The sequence below is a fragment of the Halobacillus dabanensis genome, assembly GCF_900114165.1.
In the GTDB taxonomy this organism is placed as follows: Bacteria; Bacillota; Bacilli; order Bacillales; family Halobacillaceae; genus Halobacillus; species Halobacillus dabanensis.
On sequence record NZ_FOSB01000002.1, the window covers coordinates 146,025 to 163,390 of the forward strand.

General features: G+C 41.4%; 17 protein-coding genes and 1 tRNA gene. 4 read left to right on the plus strand and 14 right to left on the minus strand.

All coding sequences use genetic code 11. The features are described from left to right. The first annotated feature begins 62 nt into the window (after nt 1-62). Both BMZ58_RS03925 and BMZ58_RS03930 read left to right on the plus strand, forming a co-directional pair. Nucleotides 63-929, plus strand: coding sequence for a hypothetical protein (locus BMZ58_RS03925; protein WP_075035260.1), 867 nt, complete (start codon nt 63-65; stop codon nt 927-929). 123 nt (nt 930-1,052) lie between these two features. Then, a complete protein-coding gene (locus BMZ58_RS03930; RefSeq protein ID WP_075035261.1) occupies nt 1,053-2,507 on the plus strand; it encodes an SIR2 family protein in 1,455 nt (484 codons plus the stop codon). 627 nt (nt 2,508-3,134) lie between these two features. Here the strand turns inward: BMZ58_RS03930 and BMZ58_RS03935 are convergent. The 12 genes from BMZ58_RS03935 to BMZ58_RS03990 all read right to left on the minus strand — a co-directional run bounded on the left by BMZ58_RS03935 (nt 3,135) and on the right by BMZ58_RS03990 (nt 14,283). Then, nucleotides 3,135-4,043: a tyrosine-type recombinase/integrase gene (locus BMZ58_RS03935; protein WP_075035262.1), complete on the minus strand. Its 909-nt coding sequence runs from the start codon at nt 4,041-4,043 to the stop codon at nt 3,135-3,137. A gap of 155 nt (nt 4,044-4,198) precedes the next feature. Then, nucleotides 4,199-5,485, minus strand: a complete 1,287-nt coding sequence (gene eno, locus BMZ58_RS03940) for a phosphopyruvate hydratase (RefSeq protein ID WP_075035263.1) — start codon at nt 5,483-5,485, stop codon at nt 4,199-4,201. A gap of 14 nt (nt 5,486-5,499) precedes the next feature. Continuing rightward, entirely contained in the window at nt 5,500-7,038 is a 1,539-nt protein-coding gene (gpmI, locus tag BMZ58_RS03945) for a 2,3-bisphosphoglycerate-independent phosphoglycerate mutase (RefSeq protein WP_075035264.1), read from the minus strand. After that, on the minus strand, nt 7,031-7,792 hold the full coding sequence (gene tpiA, locus BMZ58_RS03950; RefSeq protein ID WP_075035265.1) for a triose-phosphate isomerase: 762 nt from the start codon (nt 7,790-7,792) through the stop codon (nt 7,031-7,033). The genes gpmI and tpiA overlap by 8 nt, the downstream gene beginning before the upstream one ends. A gap of 21 nt (nt 7,793-7,813) precedes the next feature. Then, nucleotides 7,814-8,995 carry a phosphoglycerate kinase gene (locus tag BMZ58_RS03955; protein WP_075035266.1) on the minus strand — a complete coding sequence of 394 codons (1,182 nt, stop codon included), beginning with the start codon at nt 8,993-8,995 and terminating at the stop codon, nt 7,814-7,816. A 179-nt stretch (nt 8,996-9,174) separates the two neighbouring features. Then, complete coding sequence (gene gap / locus BMZ58_RS03960; protein ID WP_075035267.1) at nt 9,175-10,182, minus strand: type I glyceraldehyde-3-phosphate dehydrogenase; 1,008 nt, start codon at nt 10,180-10,182, stop codon at nt 9,175-9,177. Nucleotides 10,183-10,218: 36 nt separating this feature from the next. Then, entirely contained in the window at nt 10,219-11,247 is a 1,029-nt protein-coding gene (locus BMZ58_RS03965) for a sugar-binding transcriptional regulator (protein ID WP_075035268.1), read from the minus strand. Nucleotides 11,248-11,398: 151 nt separating this feature from the next. Further along, nucleotides 11,399-11,620: a glutaredoxin family protein gene (locus tag BMZ58_RS03970; RefSeq protein WP_075035269.1), complete on the minus strand. Its 222-nt coding sequence runs from the start codon at nt 11,618-11,620 to the stop codon at nt 11,399-11,401. Between the two features lie 285 nt (nt 11,621-11,905). Further along, nucleotides 11,906-12,130: a hypothetical protein gene (locus tag BMZ58_RS03975; protein WP_075035270.1), complete on the minus strand. Its 225-nt coding sequence runs from the start codon at nt 12,128-12,130 to the stop codon at nt 11,906-11,908. 259 nt (nt 12,131-12,389) lie between these two features. Further along, nucleotides 12,390-12,465 (minus strand) — tRNA-Arg (locus tag BMZ58_RS03980). A 985-nt stretch (nt 12,466-13,450) separates the two neighbouring features. Then, on the minus strand, nt 13,451-13,720 hold the full coding sequence (locus BMZ58_RS03985) for a hypothetical protein (RefSeq protein ID WP_075035271.1): 270 nt from the start codon (nt 13,718-13,720) through the stop codon (nt 13,451-13,453). 140 nt (nt 13,721-13,860) lie between these two features. Further along, the gene (locus BMZ58_RS03990) at nt 13,861-14,283 is read right to left on the minus strand and encodes a hypothetical protein (RefSeq protein ID WP_075035272.1); all 423 of its coding nucleotides are present in this window, start codon (nt 14,281-14,283) and stop codon (nt 13,861-13,863) included. A 255-nt stretch (nt 14,284-14,538) separates the two neighbouring features. Here BMZ58_RS03990 and BMZ58_RS03995 point away from each other — a divergent pair, with 255 nt between their 5' ends. Next, a complete protein-coding gene (locus BMZ58_RS03995; RefSeq protein ID WP_083412506.1) occupies nt 14,539-14,790 on the plus strand; it encodes a helix-turn-helix domain-containing protein in 252 nt (83 codons plus the stop codon). Nucleotides 14,791-14,871: 81 nt separating this feature from the next. Here the strand turns inward: BMZ58_RS03995 and BMZ58_RS04000 are convergent, their stop codons facing one another. Continuing rightward, nucleotides 14,872-15,513 carry a DUF4352 domain-containing protein gene (locus BMZ58_RS04000; protein WP_075035273.1) on the minus strand — a complete coding sequence of 214 codons (642 nt, stop codon included), beginning with the start codon at nt 15,511-15,513 and terminating at the stop codon, nt 14,872-14,874. Between the two features lie 265 nt (nt 15,514-15,778). On the opposite strand from BMZ58_RS04000, the gene BMZ58_RS04005 reads away from it, so the two are divergent. Further along, a complete protein-coding gene (locus BMZ58_RS04005; RefSeq protein WP_167360022.1) occupies nt 15,779-16,039 on the plus strand; it encodes a helix-turn-helix domain-containing protein in 261 nt (86 codons plus the stop codon). A 915-nt stretch (nt 16,040-16,954) separates the two neighbouring features. Here the strand turns inward: BMZ58_RS04005 and BMZ58_RS21735 are convergent. Continuing rightward, complete coding sequence (locus BMZ58_RS21735) at nt 16,955-17,299, minus strand: phage integrase N-terminal SAM-like domain-containing protein (RefSeq protein WP_425268646.1); 345 nt, start codon at nt 17,297-17,299, stop codon at nt 16,955-16,957. Between the last annotated feature and the right edge of the window lie 67 nt (nt 17,300-17,366).

Sequence of the window (17,366 nt, forward strand, 5' to 3'; positions counted from 1 at the left end):
AATTTTGAAAATAAGGAATATTGTTGTAAAATGTCATTGAGACTTTTGAAAGGGGTGTTTTCGTGCCTGATAGTGCATTATTCTCAAATGGAGCAACATCTGTAAGGGAAATAACCGCTGATGACATTGATCCTTCTTCTTATAAGGACACTTATAAAGGTCAGTTATATTGTACCTCTGAAAATTGTAACGCAAAATTAGTAGTAGTCTTTAGATACTCGAGAAGAAACTATTTCAGAACACTACAAAATGAGGACCATGACGAAGATTGCATCCACTATTTTGAACGATCTGCAACCAGAGGAGGGATAGATACCCAAGAAACGATAAATGTAAGAATGTCTGAAAAGCAAAAAAGAAATGCTTTAAAAAGAGCATTCTCTCTTTCACAAATGACCGATGAACAGATTGAAGAAATGAGAAAAAAACAGAAAAATCGTAAGAAGAACACTACTACTAACAATAGAAAGGATACTCAAACAAGGATAGAACCAACTCTAAACGGAGAAGTAGATGAAGAAAAAGAAAGGGAGGCGTTAAAAAAGAAGAAAGCACCTAGTCTATTCAATAGAGGAGCAGATGCACTTAGTGAATCTGACTTAGGGAAACCACGAGTAGTAAGTGGTGAAGTAATTAGTGTTTACTCGAAAAAAAATTTTGCTCAAATAAAAATTCGTAGGGGAAATACGACTTTAAGTGTTAAATTTGAAGAGGCATTCTTTGCTGATAGTCCAAACTCAGATGGACTTTTCGGCAATATAACTAAATACTCAGAAAAACACGGACCTCTTATTTTCAATGGAATAGGTGAAGTGCGGGTTTCATCTACTACAGGAGAATATGAAGTAGCAATATTTAATGGCAACGATTTTACAGTCGAGGGACGTACATTGCAATCATTATCAGCTATTGTTGCAACTTGGGGGTGAATAATAAGACACCTTTTTAACTTGGTGTCTTATATTATTACTCACTCTTATAATAACTAATGTCCTAGATGACTCACTTTATGGTATATTTTACATGTAATGTTATTATGAGGAGGTCTCGAATTGTCAGTCTATGAAGAATACCTCGATAGTTCCCTAGCAAGGCTAAGAACTGTTCTTGATGATAGTGGAAGTAGACCAATATTGTTTATGGGGTCTGGAATGTCTATCAGGTACTTAGGTGCACCAGATTGGTTAGGTTTACTTGAAGAACTCATTAACCTGAACCCTAACAAACGCTTTCCAATAGGCTATTATACTCAGAACACGAATAATGATTATCCAGAGGTAGCTTCTGCAATTATTGATGAGTATCAAAACTATGCATGGGAGAAATATGGCGAGGGCGTTTTTCCAGAAAGACTATATGACCACCATTATGATAAGAGTATTTTCCTCAAGCACCAAATTTCTGAAGTGTTAAATAATTATATGCAAAATTTTAATATAAATGATAATACGTACAGCGAGGAATTAGATGCATTCAGTAATTTGAATCCGCATGCAGTTATCACAACTAATTATGACACCCTGATTGAGCAGTTACTACCAAGTTATAAAGTAGTAGTCGGACAACAGGTGATAAAACGCAAGGAAGCCACAGAAATAGGTCATCTATTAAAAATTCACGGTTGTATGTCTACACCTTCAGAGATTGTCGTGTCGACTCACGACTATATTGGGTTTAAAGATAAGCAGAAATATCTTATTGCAAAATTATTGACTTATTTTCTAGAACATCCAGTCATCTTCTTAGGCTATTCGTTAAACGATTCTAACATCAAAGGAATATTGTCCGATGTTGCTGAAATAATTAATGAAGATGTAGATGAAGTTGTCAATAATATTTGGTTCATTGATTACAAAGATGAAATACAAAGTAGCGACAATCCACCTACAGACAAAACAATCGACTTAGGTGGAGGTAAAAGTATTAGGGTTAACTATATTCAGCTTAATGACTTTACTCCCTTATACGAAAGTTTATATCAGCGTAACTCTATGACAATGGACACTTTAAGAGAGCTCCAGAATAATATTTATAACATCGTTAAAAGTAGGAGTATTACCAATCTCGAAGTAGACATGCTCAGCATTGAGAGTATAAAAGATGAGGAAGAATTAAGTAAGTTACTAGGTTTAACTACTAGTAGCCCAGATGAGTTACCAGATACAGGTCACGATGGTGTGAAAGTTATAGGCATAGGTAACGTATCAAGTACAGAGCAACTAATGGGGCTGTATCCTATGAGGATTTCACAAGTAGCCTCTAAATTGGGACTGTCACATTGGCACCCAGTGGATAAGATGATTAAACAGATTGAAGGTGAAACTGGGTTTGGTATAAAAGACACCAATAACCTATACCATATTGACATTGGTATTAACCAGTCTGAACATCGTTATTCAAAAAAAGCCCTTCAACTTTTTGAGAAGGTTTTGAATGATGAAGAGTATCAAATCATCAATGAGGAAGAAGAGATTGTTACTCCTTCTCAACAACAAATTTCAATGTGATAGATTGAAATCGAGAACTATTACACAGGCAATAACCCCCGAGAAAGTCCTGTAATAATAGAATGGTTACAAAACAGTGAGCACTCTATTTATATCCCTATATTGATCGGGTACTTTTAAGCTGCTTCTATAGGCAGAACCTTGGTAAATCTTTTTCAAAAAGTAAAGTGTATTTTGAATTATAGGATACTGAAAGGCTTGTGGTGATATTAGCCAATTGGGTGCGATTGATGAATAAGCTAATAAATACAACCAATGGACTTCCAATAAGGGAAGTCCATTTTACTAATAAAAACCAATACTAAACTCCAACAGAACCATTAATAAAAAAGGAGTAGAATCAACTACTCCTTTTACTACATTACACTTTCTTTATAGGATTTATATATCTAAGTTATTTAGTGGGTTATACCTATCATTTTGTTCTTTCAAGGCTGTTCCCCACAAGTTCATATACCTTTGAGTCATTCCCAATTTCTCATATCGCAAGATTTTCTCTAAGGTTAACACATCCATACCATTTATTAGAGAACGGTGAGCAAAAGTATATCTAAATGTGTTACAGGATAGTCGAACGCTTTTCTCGATAAGCGTGTTCTCTAGGTCGCCAAACTGAGACGAACATGGTTATTTTTTTATGTTCATCAATGGACTGGACTTCTTTGCCATTTCTAAAATGTTCTCTGTTTCTAATCCTTGTAAGTAACGCTTAGTAATTTGGATATTTTCATGCCCCGCAATCTTTGAACAACTATATAAATCCAAGCCATTCCTTAAATTTGATTGGATGGAATAATGTCTCAAGGTGTGCGGGGAACAACGAATATCCGCCCTTACTCCTGCTCTCTTTCCTGCATTACGAACGACCTCTTCTATGGCTACTGTCGTTAATTGGCTTCCACTCCTAGACAAGATATAATTGCCGTACTCCAGATTCTTCTTGCAGAAGTAATTCTCCTTAATACGTTCATAGCGAATCATGTACTTCTTCAACATTAAGCTGATTGGCACGTGTCGCCATTTCTTTCCTTTACCAAAAACGCTTAAATTCGTATCGTACACCCATTCGGTCTGCAAATTAATTAACTCAGATAATCGAATACCCGTATCCACAAACATGGCAATGATAACTTTGTTCCTAGCGTTTAAGTACGTTCTAAAATCGTAAACATCGAGCAATTTTGCTACTTCTTGGTCGGTGAATGTTTTTATCACTGGTATTTCTTCTTTAAGAAACTTTACCTTCTTCATCACGTTCAATGTCACATATTCCTCCTCGACCAGATACACGTAAAATGCCCTGAGCGATTTAATTAAAGAATTGATGTAAGTTGGTCTGTTTCCTATGCTCGTTTGGTGCTGAATAAATTTTTTTACATGAAGCGTGGATACTTCCTCAATATCTTCAATCTCAAAATTATCTCGAAGGTAATAAACCAATTGCGAGCAGTTATATTTGTAAGTATCAATCGTCCTTTCAGAATAGTTTTTAATCTGCAAATCAAATAAAAACTCCTTCAATAGTGATGAAATCATAAAAAACCCCCATTTACATGTGATTTAACACATATAAACAGGGGTTTCTGCTTCATTATTTGTACGTCTAAATTCAAGTCGTGGTATGACTAAATCCAGCATTCAAATAAATGGTTTGTACGACTTAGTTCAGCCGCATTTTACGCTTTTAAAACTTATTTATTCAAGTTGTAGAATGCTTTCTCGCCAGCGTAAGTAGCTGTTCCAAGCAACTGGTCTTCGATACGCAGAAGTTGGTTGTACTTCGCTACACGGTCTGTGCGGGAAGGAGCACCTGTTTTGATTTGACCAGCATTTGTCGCAACAGCGATATCAGCGATTGTTGCATCTTCTGTTTCCCCAGAACGGTGGGAAATGACAGCAGTGTAACCTGCACGCTTCGCCATTTCAATCGCTTCGAAGGTTTCAGTAAGTGTACCGATTTGGTTCACTTTAATAAGGATAGAGTTTCCTACACCTTCTTCAATTGCGCGACCTAACTTTTCCGTGTTCGTAACAAACAAGTCGTCACCGACAAGCTGGACACGGTCACCGATACGATCTGTAAGAAGTTTAGTACCTTCCCAATCGTTCTCATCAAGGCCGTCTTCAATAGAAACGATCGGATACTTATTGACAAGTTCTTCATACCAGTCGACCATTTCTTCAGACGTGCGCACGACACCTTCGCCCTTAAGGTTGTACTTGCCATCTTCATAGATTTCAGAGGAAGCAACGTCCATCGCAAGCTTCACTTCAGCGTCAGGCTTGTAGCCAGCAGCTTCGATTGCTTCAATGATTGTAGATAATGCTTCTTCGTTAGATCCTAAATCAGGAGCGAAACCACCTTCATCACCTACACCAGTGTTATACCCTTTGTTACTAAGCACTTTTTTAAGAGAGTGGAAAATCTCCGCACCCATACGTAGTGCTTCTTTGAATGTTGGAGCACCAACCGGCATAATCATGAATTCTTGAATGTCTACATTGTTGTCTGCGTGCTCTCCACCGTTAAGGATGTTCATCATTGGTGTTGGAAGCGTAGCTGCAGTGAATCCACCAAGGTATTTGTAAAGTGGAAGACCTACAACGTCTGCAGCTGCGTGAGCAACAGCCATGGAAACACCAAGAATTGCGTTCGCACCAAGGTTTCCTTTATTTTCTGTACCATCCAGCTCTCTCATCATTTGATCAATGATCACTTGCTGAGTTACATCCATACCTAGAAGGTTTGGAGCAATTTTTTCATTAACGTTATCTACGGCGTTTTGTACACCTTTTCCAAGGTAGCGTTCTTTGTCGCCATCACGAAGTTCTACAGCTTCATATTCACCTGTAGAAGCTCCACTTGGAACTAATGCTGTTCCGAAAGCTCCGGATTCCGTATAAACTTCTACTTCAACAGTCGGGTTACCACGAGAGTCTAAAACTTCGCGTGCATATACGTCAGTAATATATGGCATTTAATATCTCTCCCTTATTTTTTGATTAGTGTTTTTCCTGTCATTTCTTTAGGCTGTTCAACATTCAATAATTCTAAAAGGGTCGGGGATAGATCACCCAGAATTCCTCCATCACGGAGTTCTGCCCCTTCTTTCGTCACAATGACCGGTACTGGGTTAGTCGTATGAGCCGTCATAGCATCTCCATCCAAGGTCGTCACCTCGTCAGAGTTCCCATGGTCAGCTGTAATAATAGCATGTCCACCTTTTTCATGGATTTTATCAACGATTTTACCCAAACATTCATCTACTGCTTCAATCGCTTTGACAGTCGGCTCAAGCATTCCTGAGTGGCCGACCATATCTGGATTGGCAAAGTTTAAGATGATGGCGTTATGCTTATCCGCTTCAAGCTCACTAAGCAAGGCATCCGTCACTTCATAAGCACTCATTTCAGGCTTAAGATCATAAGTAGCGACTTTCGGAGAATCAATGAGGATGCGCTCTTCCCCTTCGAATTCCTGTTCTCGGCCACCACTCATAAAGAACGTAACGTGCGGATATTTTTCTGTTTCTGCAATACGTAATTGTTTCATATCATTGTCAGCTAGTACTTCTCCAACTGTATTTTTTAAATCGTTTGGAGGAAAAGCGATTTTGCTTTGAACCTGGTCACTATATTGCGTCATACCGATGAAATGAAGATTCTTCGGTGCTTTGTCACCACGCTCATAATCATCGAAGTCGTCGTTCGCAAAGGCACGGGACAACTGTATCGCACGGTCGGGACGGAAGTTAAAGAAAATCACACTATCCTCATCCTCTACCGTTCCGACTGGCTCTCCATTGTCATCCGTCAATACGACTGGTTCGACGAACTCGTCATACACTTCTTCACTATAAGAATCGTCGATGGCTTCGATTGGGTCTTTATACGTCGGCCCTTCTCCATATGCAATCGCATCGTAAGCTTTCTTAACCCGTTCCCAGCGATTGTCACGATCCATTGAATAGTAACGTCCGGAAAGAGTAGCGATTTGACCGATTCCTACTTCTTCAATCGCTTCCTGCGTTCGTTCTACATACGTTTTAGCGGATTTCTGACCGACATCACGGCCATCCAGAAAGGCATGGATGAAAACTTTTTCCAGACCTTCCTTTTTCGCAAGTTTCAGTGTGGCAATCATATGATCGATATGGCTGTGAATGCCACCATCTGATAACAAACCGAATATATGAAGGGCTTTGCCTTTTGCTTTCGCTTCACGCACACCGTTCAAAATGATTTCATTACTGAAGAAATCACCTTCACGGATAGACAAATTGATTCGTGTCAGACTTTGATAAACGACACGACCTGCACCAATATTCAGGTGACCCACTTCTGAGTTACCCATTTGACCTTCTGGTAGTCCGACTGCTTCCCCGCTCGCTGTTAATTGAGAGTGAGGGAACTGGTTCCAGTACCGATCAAAGTTCGGTGTGTTCGCTTGTTTGACGGCATTGCCTTTTTCTTCGTCGCGAAGGGCATAGCCATCAAGGATGATCAAGGCTGCAAGGTTTTGATTACTCATGCTTACCTGCCTCCACAAGTTTTAGGAAAGAGTCTGCTTCAAGACTAGCTCCTCCTACAAGAGCACCATCGATGTCAGACTGAGAAAGTAGCTCATCTACGTTGGCCGGTTTCACACTTCCACCATATTGGATACGAACAGCTTCCGCAGCGTCTGCATTGACAAATTCGCTTACTACTTTACGAATATGTGTACAAACTTCATTCGCTTGTTCAGAAGTCGCTGTGCGGCCTGTACCAATCGCCCAGATAGGCTCATATGCGATGATTGTCTTGGCGCACTGTTCATTCGTAAGACCTTCCAATGCTTTCTTCACTTGTGTTTCTACAACATTCATTGTCTCATTCGCTTCACGCTGATCAAGAGATTCTCCAACACAAACAATTGGTGTTAACCCATGATTAAATGCCGCGTGGACTTTTTTATTTACTTCTTCATCTGTTTCATTGAAAATTTCACGACGCTCGGAGTGGCCAAGTACTACATAAGAGACACCTAGCTCTTTTAACATAACTGGACTTACTTCCCCAGTGAAAGCACCGCTTTCTTCAAAATGCATATTTTGAGCACCGATTTTCAAGCTCGTCCCCTCTGTTTCTTCTACAAGTTTTTGTAGAAAAGGGAATGGTGCACAAACAATAGATTCCACTTTGTCTGAAGATGGAACCTCATTTTTTGCTGTTTGAATGAAATCTTCCGCTTCACGGTGGTTTTTATTCATTTTCCAGTTACCTGCAATCACTTGTTTACGCATGTCTGCTTCACCTCTCCTTTATTATTTATCCTTTAGCAGAGCGACCCCTGGAAGTTCTTTCCCTTCCATGAATTCAAGAGATGCTCCACCACCTGTGGATACATGATCCATATCATTTGCATAACCGAATTTCTCCACAGCCGCTGCAGAGTCTCCTCCACCGATAACTGTGTAGCCATCTGTTTCAGAAAGAGCATTCGCTACTGCTTTCGTTCCGTTAGCAAAAGATTCGAGTTCAAATACGCCCATCGGTCCGTTCCAAATGATCAATTTGGAATCTTTGATAACTTCTGCATACTTTTCTCTCGTCTTCGGTCCGATATCCAGCGCTTCCCAGTCAGCTGGAATACTGTCGATTGCGACTTCTTTCTTATTAGCAGAATCAGAAAAATCATCAGCAACAACGACATCCTCTGGCATGTGGAATTTCACGCCTTTTTCTTCTGCTTTCTTCATATATTCTTTAGCAAGCTCGATTTTGTCTTCTTCAAGCAAGGATTTACCGATTTCATGCCCTAGTGCTTTAACAAAGGTATAAGCAAGTCCGCCACCAATAATCAGGTGATCGACTTTATCAATCAAATTATCGATGACTCCAATTTTATCTTTCACTTTAGCTCCGCCAATGATTGCTGTAAAAGGACGCTCTGGATTAGATAGTGCTTTACCAAGAACGTTGATTTCTTTCTCCATCAAGAAACCGGCTACTGCTGGAATGTGCTCAGCAACTCCTGCTGTAGAAGCATGGGCACGGTGAGCAGCTCCAAAAGCATCATTGACATAAAGATCAGCCATGTTTGCAAATGCTTTTGCAAGCTCTGCATCATTCTTTTCTTCACCTGGGTTGAAACGGACGTTTTCGATAAGAAGAACATCGCCGTTCTCCATTTCAGAAATCGCCTTATTCACTTCGTCACCGTGTACTTCATCCGTTTTTGTTACCGTTTGACCGAGAAGATCGCTCAGACGGTCAGCCACAGGATCAAGACGAAGTTCGTCTACGACTTCTCCTTTTGGACGTCCAAGGTGACTGGCAAGGATGACTTTGGCCCCGTTCCCTGTAAGGTGTTTGATTGTCGGAAGAGCAGCTTTGATACGAGTATCATCCGTTACCTTTCCGTCGCTCATCGGTACATTGAAGTCAACACGGCAAAAAACCGTCTGTCCGTTCACTTCAACGTCACGGATTGTTTTCTTATTCATAGAATGACAACCTCCTTGGTTTGTGGTCAGGTTCATCACCCGCCCTTATGTACGTTTCCACAGATTAAACCAGCAGAAACGCCGATAAGCAGGATGGAAAAAAACATGGATAAAGGAGGAGGACCTGAGACCTCCTCCTTTCCAGCTTTTTCATAGTATTTTCAAAAATGGCTCAGATATTACAAGCCCTGGTTTTTAAGATATACAGCTAGGTCTACGCAACGGTTAGAGTAACCGAACTCGTTATCGTACCAAGAAACAACTTTAACCATGTTGTTTTCAAGAGTAAGTGTAGATAGTCCGTCGATGACAGAAGAGTGAGTGTTGCCATTGTAGTCAGTAGAAACAAGTGGCTCGTCACTGTAACCCAGGATACCTTTAAGTTTACCTTCAGCTTCTGCTTTAAGCGCTTCGTTCACTTCTTCAGAAGTAACGTCTTTTTCAAGCTCAGCAACGAAGTCTACGATAGAAACGTTCGCTGTTGGAACACGCATAGCCATTCCGCTAAGTTTACCATCAAGTTGTGGAAGAACTTTTGCAACAGCTTGAGCAGCACCTGTAGTTGTTGGAATGATGTTTTGAGCAGCTGCACGGGCACGACGATAATCTTTGTGTGGCAGGTCAAGGATCTGCTGGTCGTTCGTGTAAGAGTGTACAGTTGTCATCATACCGCGCTTAAGACCGAACTTCTCGTCAAGAATCTTAGCGTATGGAGCCAAGCAGTTCGTCGTACAAGAAGCATTGGAGATTACGTGGTGGGAATCTTTGTCGTACTGATCTTCGTTAACTCCCATAACGATTGTAAGGTCTTCTTGCTTAGCTGGAGCAGAGATGATGACTTTCTTAGCACCTGCATCCAAGTGTTTCTTCGCATCGTCACGCTGAGTGAAACGACCTGTAGATTCAATAACGATATCTACACCAAGATCTCCCCAACCAAGTTGAGCTGGATCTTTCTCAGAAAGTACTTTGATTTCTTTGCCGCCAACGATAAGGTTGTCACCGTTAGTCGTTACTTCTTCAGAAAGAGTACCGTGAACAGTATCATATTGCAGCAAGTGTGCAAGCATGTTTGCATCAGTCAAGTCGTTAACCGCTACTACCTCAACATCGTTATTTTTCAATGAAGCACGGAAAACGTTACGTCCGATACGTCCAAAACCATTAATACCAATTCTTACTGTCATGCAAAATTCCTCCTTAGGATGATTGAATCATTTTATTTAAAGGGAAAATCCCCTTATTAACTGTTGCGCAGCACCTTCATCGGTGATCAGGACATTGCTTTGCCCCGGTTGAAAATAAGATGAGATAGCTTGTGCTTTCGAGCGGCCTCCAGCGACGGCGATCACATGTTTCGCACGCTTCAGATCCTCTAATTGGAGACCCAAAGTACGGACTTTGTGAACGATCTCACCATCTGAATTAAAATAATAACCAAAAGCTTCGCCAACGGCTTTCTGCTGTTTGATCACTTCCAATTGTTCAGGGGATGTTTTTCTCCGTTCTGCCATCGTCAATGCATCTCCGACACCATGAATGACGATTTCGGCATGGCGAATGATGTCTAACACTTCCTTGATGGAAGGTTCCTCTTTAATCGTCTGATACGATTCCTCACTCAATGGATCGGGTACATATAAAAGACGATAATCACCCTTCGCTTTCTTTGCCATTTCTGCGCATATCGTATTGGCCTGGTTTTCGACCCGTTCTCCAAGACCACCACGTGCAGGAACAAACAAACACTGATCCGCTCCTTTAAGTGGGCTCATTACTTGCGCAACAGATGCCATTGTAGTTCCACCTGTAATGGCAATCGCCTGGTTAGGTACCATATGTTCTCTCAAATACTGGACACATGCTTTTCCCATCTCTTGTTTTACCCAATTAAGCTCATCACTATCACCAGGAACAACAACGACATAGTCTAGGTTTAATTTATCCTTTAATTGTTGTTCTAAAACCTTTATCCCTGAGACATCCTTGATAAACTCGGCTAGCTGTTCAAGAATGTTCTGTCCTTCGTAGCTCAAATGCATACCTCTGGAAGTAATCTCAACCGCACCTTGTTTATTCAAAAAGTCCACTTCACTTCGGACAGTGCGTTCCGCTAGCTCTACACTTTCGGCTAACGCTCTTCGCCCCACCGGTTGCAGGATTTGAATGTAATACAACAACTGATAGCGGCGTTGTATAACGTCCAGGACATCGGGGAATAATTTTTTTTGTAAGTCGATGAACGCTCTCATGGAAAAAGCCCCTTCTTTGAAATGGTGCCAACTGGGATGTTTTACGTCCCAGCCAGTCGTATTATGTCCCGCTCGGAGCAAAAAAATATCTCATTTCAATTTTATATTAACAGTGGGGTTGTCCGTACGCAAGCGGAAAGCCAAACGTTTTTTATTGTAAGCGCTTTTCTAGTTCAAAGTAATCAATGGATCGATAATCCAACTCTTCCCCGCCGATTTTCACAACTGGAATTTCAAGCATATACTTCTCCTGTAAGACAGGGTCCTTTTCGATATCCAACTCTTTGATTGAGACCTCAAACAGGGATAACAGCTCCCTCACCTCATCGCAAAGCCCGCAATTCTTTTTTGAAAACAAGACAACATCAGCCATATTCAACCTCCTCAAGACTAAGACGTTTTAATCTTAGCAAATGAAAGTCAGAGAATCTATCCAAAGTCTAGCGGTGACGACTTGCTCACTTCGAGTAACTAAAGCCTCCAGGTGACGGTTAAGGTTAAGGTTAAGGTTTCACTTAAACCCTGAAGGAGTAGGCCATGGGCTATACAATAAAGGTGCAGTCACATGCGCAGTTATGATAAGCGGAAAGGAACCTAACTATAAAATAGATTTTTGATCATTGAATGGATCACTTCTCCAACGACAAAAAAGACACGCTTATGAAGCATGTCCTTTTTTATCGTAAAAACCATTATCAATTTTCAACTTGCGTTTATTCACGAAACCCGCTAATTCTTCGTCTACATAACTTTTTGGCGTTCGCTTGAGTGACTCGTAATTGAAGGACAACTTCTGTTGTTCCTGCATGTCGAACACGTGAATCCGTCTGTCCTCAGAAATTTCCTCGGTCGACAACATTTTGTAACGGATTAGCTTTGTCATAAATACCCCTTTTCTAAATAAAGCGAAAAGTCTGACTCGTTTATTCATTTAATAATAACATAGATTTTAGAATTAGGAAACTACATTACGATAACATAACCAAATGAATGTTCGTATAAATAATGTAATAGTTTTGTTAAATGATTATTTAAATAACATTCTTGTCACTGTAAAACTTCCTCATTTACTATACTTATATAATGAAAGTATGATAAAAAAACAGGCCTTCCTCAATGAAGGAAGGCCTGTTTTTTTATAGCGCGCCCGAGAGGATTCGAACCTCCGACAGACGTAGAACCGGAATCTACCGCTCTATCCAACTGAGCTACGGGCGCAAAATCCGTCTGTCTCAGGGCGTGCTACCTCTCGTTCTCTCATCGAACAACCATCCGAAATGAAATAACGGGGACTCGAAAGTCTCGTTATATAGTAGACGGTTGCGTTCTGTACTTCAGATTATAGCATTATAACGTGAAAAAACGCAAAGCTATCGAGAACATGACAACGTGGTCCATCCTTAGTGGGAAGTTCCTGGTAAACCGAATGATTTTCTTAGGCCCGCATCTTGTTTACTTGTATAATTAATCTAATACAGGTAATTGGAGGTAAATGAATATGGACGATGTCCTCAAATTTTTAAACCAAGTTACTCCGGATGCTTGGATCCAATCAATAGGGGCATTATTAGGAGCTAGTATAGGAGCCTTCTTAGGTGGTGTGTATGCTAGTAAAATTTCGTTCTGTGTGCGAATGAATCAATCGTAAGCCTAACCTTATCTAATTACGCTGTGGGGCCCGTGTGCACCGGCTAATATAAAAAGAGTCGGCAACCCCGAAGGGCACCGCCTTAATGTTAACCGTTACCGTCTGCCTGCCAATGGATCGTTGGCTTCGGGCTTTCGACCGTTCTTGGAAACGCGTTACATGGGCCGTGCTTGCCCGTGGGATCTCGTAGCCGTCCAAGTAAACCGGGGCTTCTACGGCCATACGGTCACGGCATTTTGAGACACGGACCGACATCCTTTTTGCTTTATGGAAACCGTCAATACTCTTGATTTCTCTACATGCGCTGCATTCTTTTGCTATGATCTCACCTGATTCGTGCTATATATATCGCACCTTTTTGTTCTTTTTATCGATGTACTGCCTGTTACTGACCTCCTGCAATATTAAAAAAAGAGCGCTAATTTACGCCCTGTTACTTCGAGTGATATGCTCAATCTGTTCAAACCGACGTCTTGTCGTGTTTGTTGTTGTCCGAAAGTAGGGCCGGAGGGAGTGCATTCCTTCCGGTCCTTTTTGTTTGTCAAGGTGCAATTCCTACTCTTGCTGATTGCTTTTGAGCTCCTCACTATCCTCATTTTCTTTAACTATCGGGTCCATTCCACGGAACTTATATATACGTTTTGTAACGTTTTGTTTTGAACCACTTACGCCTACAGTTACCGAATCTTGTTTCGCAGATACTCCGACTGTTCCGTCACCACTCTTGCCATAATACTCTTCGATTTCGACTTCTGTCGCAGATTCAATTCTATTGGCGATCGCTACTTCTTGCGCAACTTTTGCTTGATACTCTAATAATGCCAATTCCTTTTTCTTCTCGGCAAACTCTTCATCACTAGAGCTTTTTTGCGCAGAGGCGCTAATTATTCGACTAGCTAATTCAGTAATTAATGGGTCTACTCCTATGATGTTAAAGCACCTTCTTTCATATTTTTATCCCTTTTTTACTTTTTCTTTCGCTGATTGCTTGTTTTATTATTCCCTCCTATTTTAGTATGTATAGCATTTGCACACACTTCGGTAAGAGGGATACCAATAGCCTCTTTATAATTGAATCCTAATAATTGCATAGTTTTTAAAGTGTCTTTGTTTATTAGATTAATAAGAACATTGAAACTTTCTTGCTGAGCACTCACTTTGGGAGATGTAGAGCTTAGCAACTCTACAACTTGTTGGACGGTGCTTTGAAGGTATTCTATATCTTTATCACTGATAGTCACACTCTCATATAATGACTTATATTCCCGAGCGATAGCCTCTAAATCCATTTTATCCTGCAATAGACTGTTAATGATTTCATCGTAAATTACTTGTTGTTCTTCTATTTTTTCTTTTCCTTTGCTTGTTGGGTTTTTGTTGAAACCCACTCATATGTGTTCCTTCCTAAAGTCTCCGCAAAAGATGTAGCTAGTTTCATAGAAGTTTCATCCATATTTTATTCTCCCCTTTTTAAGAGTTTTGGCTCGTCCCTTTTGACATAACCCAAATCCAATTATTTCAAATTAAAAACTTTTCTACAACGTATTGATCTTTCAGTCCTTCAATCAATACCCCTTTACGGTGTTAGAATGTTCTAATGCCGTTTAGCGTTTACTTGATAGGAGAAAAAGGGAGGACGGTGCATGACTATGAGGAACGTTTACCATCAAAACGGGAACAATATAAGAATAAAGCTCACTGATATCCTGAAAGAACGAGGATATACGCAAATGAGACTTGCTCAAGAGACCGGTATCCGTCCGAATGCCATCTCTCAACTTACGGCCGGCTTCCGGAAACAAATACACTTGGAGCACATCGAGAAAATTATGAAGCATTTCGATATTACCGATTTTAATGAGATTCTGGAGATACTGCCAGAAGAAAATGAGTAAGTATTCGACCTTGCTCTGTACATAGAAAAAAAAGAGCGACCGCATCGGGACGCCCTCGTATATTCTTCATATCATCATAGCTTACTCGCTTAATTGAATTTCAGTCGATACTGTTCCCCAGAAGCCAGGAGACGCTTTTAGAATTGCCTCGGAGACTTCTACGTCTTTACCTACCTCGAAAGCGATCGTGCCGGACTTCTCGAGCCCCGGATTTACTTGCGTGAGGAAAAAGTCATCCTCGGAACTTAGAGCCATCGTAACCTCACCGGAGGTCGTCGGGTCATACTCGGAACCGCCTGCGTTAAGTTTGAAATAACTTGAGTCGATCGTTAGAGCATCCTTCTTTTCGTTCTTCACGGTTACATTAACGAGAACGAATTTCCCAGATGTTGTCGCATTCTCAATAAATTCATTTCCGGAGTCGATTTCGCTAGTCTCTCTTACGTCAGTAACCGTAAAAGTAACGTCGTCAACTGTGGACGGCTCCCCGATCTTTGCGGTTTTAGTTTCCGTATTCTCCTCGGAGGATTCTTCTTCTCCGCCTTCGTCGGTGGAAGATGCCTCGGCATTTGCTTCAGTGGCCTCTGCGTCATTTCCTCCGTTATCGCTTGCGGTATCTTCTTCGTCTCCGCCTGTTGCGACTGCGCCGATAATAATTACGGCTAGAACCCAAACCCAAATCCTTTTGTAGAATGGTTTCTTACTCTTTTTTTCCTTTGCCATAGTGTATGACTCCCCTTTTTCTTAATTTATCCGGTTGATTTTCCTGTCTATATACCAACCAAAAACCTTGCTGGCTTGATTTTTGGAGCTTGTCTGCCCTTCGACACCCTAATGTTACACCCATGCGTAACGGGGCGTCAATACTTTTTTTACCAAAATTATTTCTAAATTATTTCTAAATTATTAAGGCATGTAACATTACGCAATCACGTATCGTTTTTTTTGAAAGTCTGTGGTAATGTTATCTTGTCAGGAGGTTTTGATTTTGGCAATTAGAATTAGATTGAAGGATATCTTGGAGGAGAGAAATGTCACCCAAAGAGGGCTAGCAAGGGAAATCGGGCTTCGTCCTGCTTCTATCAATAACCTCGTCAATAACAATCGCAATTTTGTTTATTTGTATCACTTGGACTTAATAGCAAGATACTTCGATATAGACGTTTGTGATCTTATCGAATACGACCCGACGGAACCACATGAAAAACCGGATGCATCGAACAATAATAACGACGCTGATTCGATCTAATCGAGAGGGCGTCTTTTTATTTACGCTATTTTTGGCCATAAAAAAAATAGGCAGCCGCATAAAAAGCGACTACCCTACTAATTCGAGACCCTGCTGCGCTCTCCATAACGCAATAGAGTCGAGCTCCTCCGTTGCCTTCACTTCTTCGAGGTTTCTTGGATGATCGTAGCACCAATTCACGAATGACCGGAACTCCTCGACTGTGAGGCCGTTGATATCTGCGAGCTCCTCGACGATCTCCTCGAGCTTCTCCGCATCCAGACTATAGACACCCTTGTAACGATCGAACCAACGAAAGGGATTCCGACCCCCTTTTGATACGTTGAGCCCTCTTTTTAACGGGAGCATGTTCCCTCGAGTAGTCCCTCCGTGACCTGTTACAGTCGGAGAGATGAAGTGCTCGGCCTCTACGTTCTCTCGCTCCCCTGTGAGGCTGCAAGGCTGCGAGCTCCTTCTCGTTTAGCTCATTGGGTAAAGCTGCAAGCATCGAACGCCTGCGATAGTGCCTCTCATTTTCTCGTTTTCTGTTATCTGCTCGCCACTTGCGATAATAGTCTTTATTCTTTTCGTATGATCGTCGGGACCATTCTCGGACCTTCTTAGGATTCTTCGACCTGTATTCCGCATCATACTCAGATTGACACGGCTTGCATCGAGGTTGCCGTCCCTGCCTCCCGAGTTTGTTTTTATGGAACTCCTCGAGCCCCTTTACTTCGCTACATTTGCGGCATTTCTTCTCGTTTACTCCCTGCGTTTTCATCGTTGCTCTCCCCTTTTTTAGATATAAAAAAAGAGGCCCGAAGGCCCCTCGTTTGTGTTCGTTTATTTGATTGCTGCTTTTACTTTTCATGTAGTGCGATGTGCTCTCGACTCATTCGGAGCCTCCCTCACTGCCCTGGCTTTCCTTCTGTTCGTCTAATGCATGCTTGTGGTTGACGTATAGGACTTTATCACCCATACTCCCACGACTTCGAGCGACTTCTGCCGCCTGCTGCAAGTCCTCCCTAGTTCGGCAACCATTTTCGAGAATATCGCTTTAACACTAACTAGTCGGATGTTAACCGTGGTCGGCGATAACTCGTGCTGATTTAATAGTGTCGTAATGTAACGCCGGAAGTCTTCCTTTGTAACGTCGAAAACGTCGGTCTTTTTGATGACCTCGAAGAACTGCCGCCAATACTTCATATAGTCTCTTATAGTCCGGTGAAAGGTAGCCCTCCGACTCATAGATGCGTATAAGGCGTTCAGCGGCTTTCTCATACGATAAATTTGTCTTATGGAGCTCGAGTCGATACCGGTCTCTCTGCGTCTCACAATGCCTCTGCGT

Excerpts from the sequence above, each read along its gene's own strand:
- BMZ58_RS03935 (WP_075035262.1), bottom strand. The coding sequence starts at position 4,043 with ATGATTTCATCACTATTGAAGGAGTTTTTATTTGATTTGCAGATTAAA.
- eno (WP_075035263.1), bottom strand. The coding sequence starts at position 5,485 with ATGCCATATATTACTGACGTATATGCACGCGAAGTTTTAGACTCTCGT.
- gpmI (WP_075035264.1), bottom strand. The coding sequence starts at position 7,038 with ATGAGTAATCAAAACCTTGCAGCCTTGATCATCCTTGATGGCTATGCC.
- tpiA (WP_075035265.1), bottom strand. The coding sequence starts at position 7,792 with ATGCGTAAACAAGTGATTGCAGGTAACTGGAAAATGAATAAAAACCAC.
- BMZ58_RS03955 (WP_075035266.1), bottom strand. The coding sequence starts at position 8,995 with ATGAATAAGAAAACAATCCGTGACGTTGAAGTGAACGGACAGACGGTT.
- gap (WP_075035267.1), bottom strand. The coding sequence starts at position 10,182 with ATGACAGTAAGAATTGGTATTAATGGTTTTGGACGTATCGGACGTAAC.
- BMZ58_RS03965 (WP_075035268.1), bottom strand. The coding sequence starts at position 11,247 with ATGAGAGCGTTCATCGACTTACAAAAAAAATTATTCCCCGATGTCCTG.
- BMZ58_RS03970 (WP_075035269.1), bottom strand. The coding sequence starts at position 11,620 with ATGGCTGATGTTGTCTTGTTTTCAAAAAAGAATTGCGGGCTTTGCGAT.
- BMZ58_RS03975 (WP_075035270.1), bottom strand. The coding sequence starts at position 12,130 with ATGACAAAGCTAATCCGTTACAAAATGTTGTCGACCGAGGAAATTTCT.
- BMZ58_RS03995 (WP_083412506.1), top strand. The coding sequence starts at position 14,539 with ATGACTATGAGGAACGTTTACCATCAAAACGGGAACAATATAAGAATA.
- BMZ58_RS04000 (WP_075035273.1), bottom strand. The coding sequence starts at position 15,513 with ATGGCAAAGGAAAAAAAGAGTAAGAAACCATTCTACAAAAGGATTTGG.
- BMZ58_RS21735 (WP_425268646.1), bottom strand. The coding sequence starts at position 17,299 with ATGAGAAAGCCGCTGAACGCCTTATACGCATCTATGAGTCGGAGGGCT.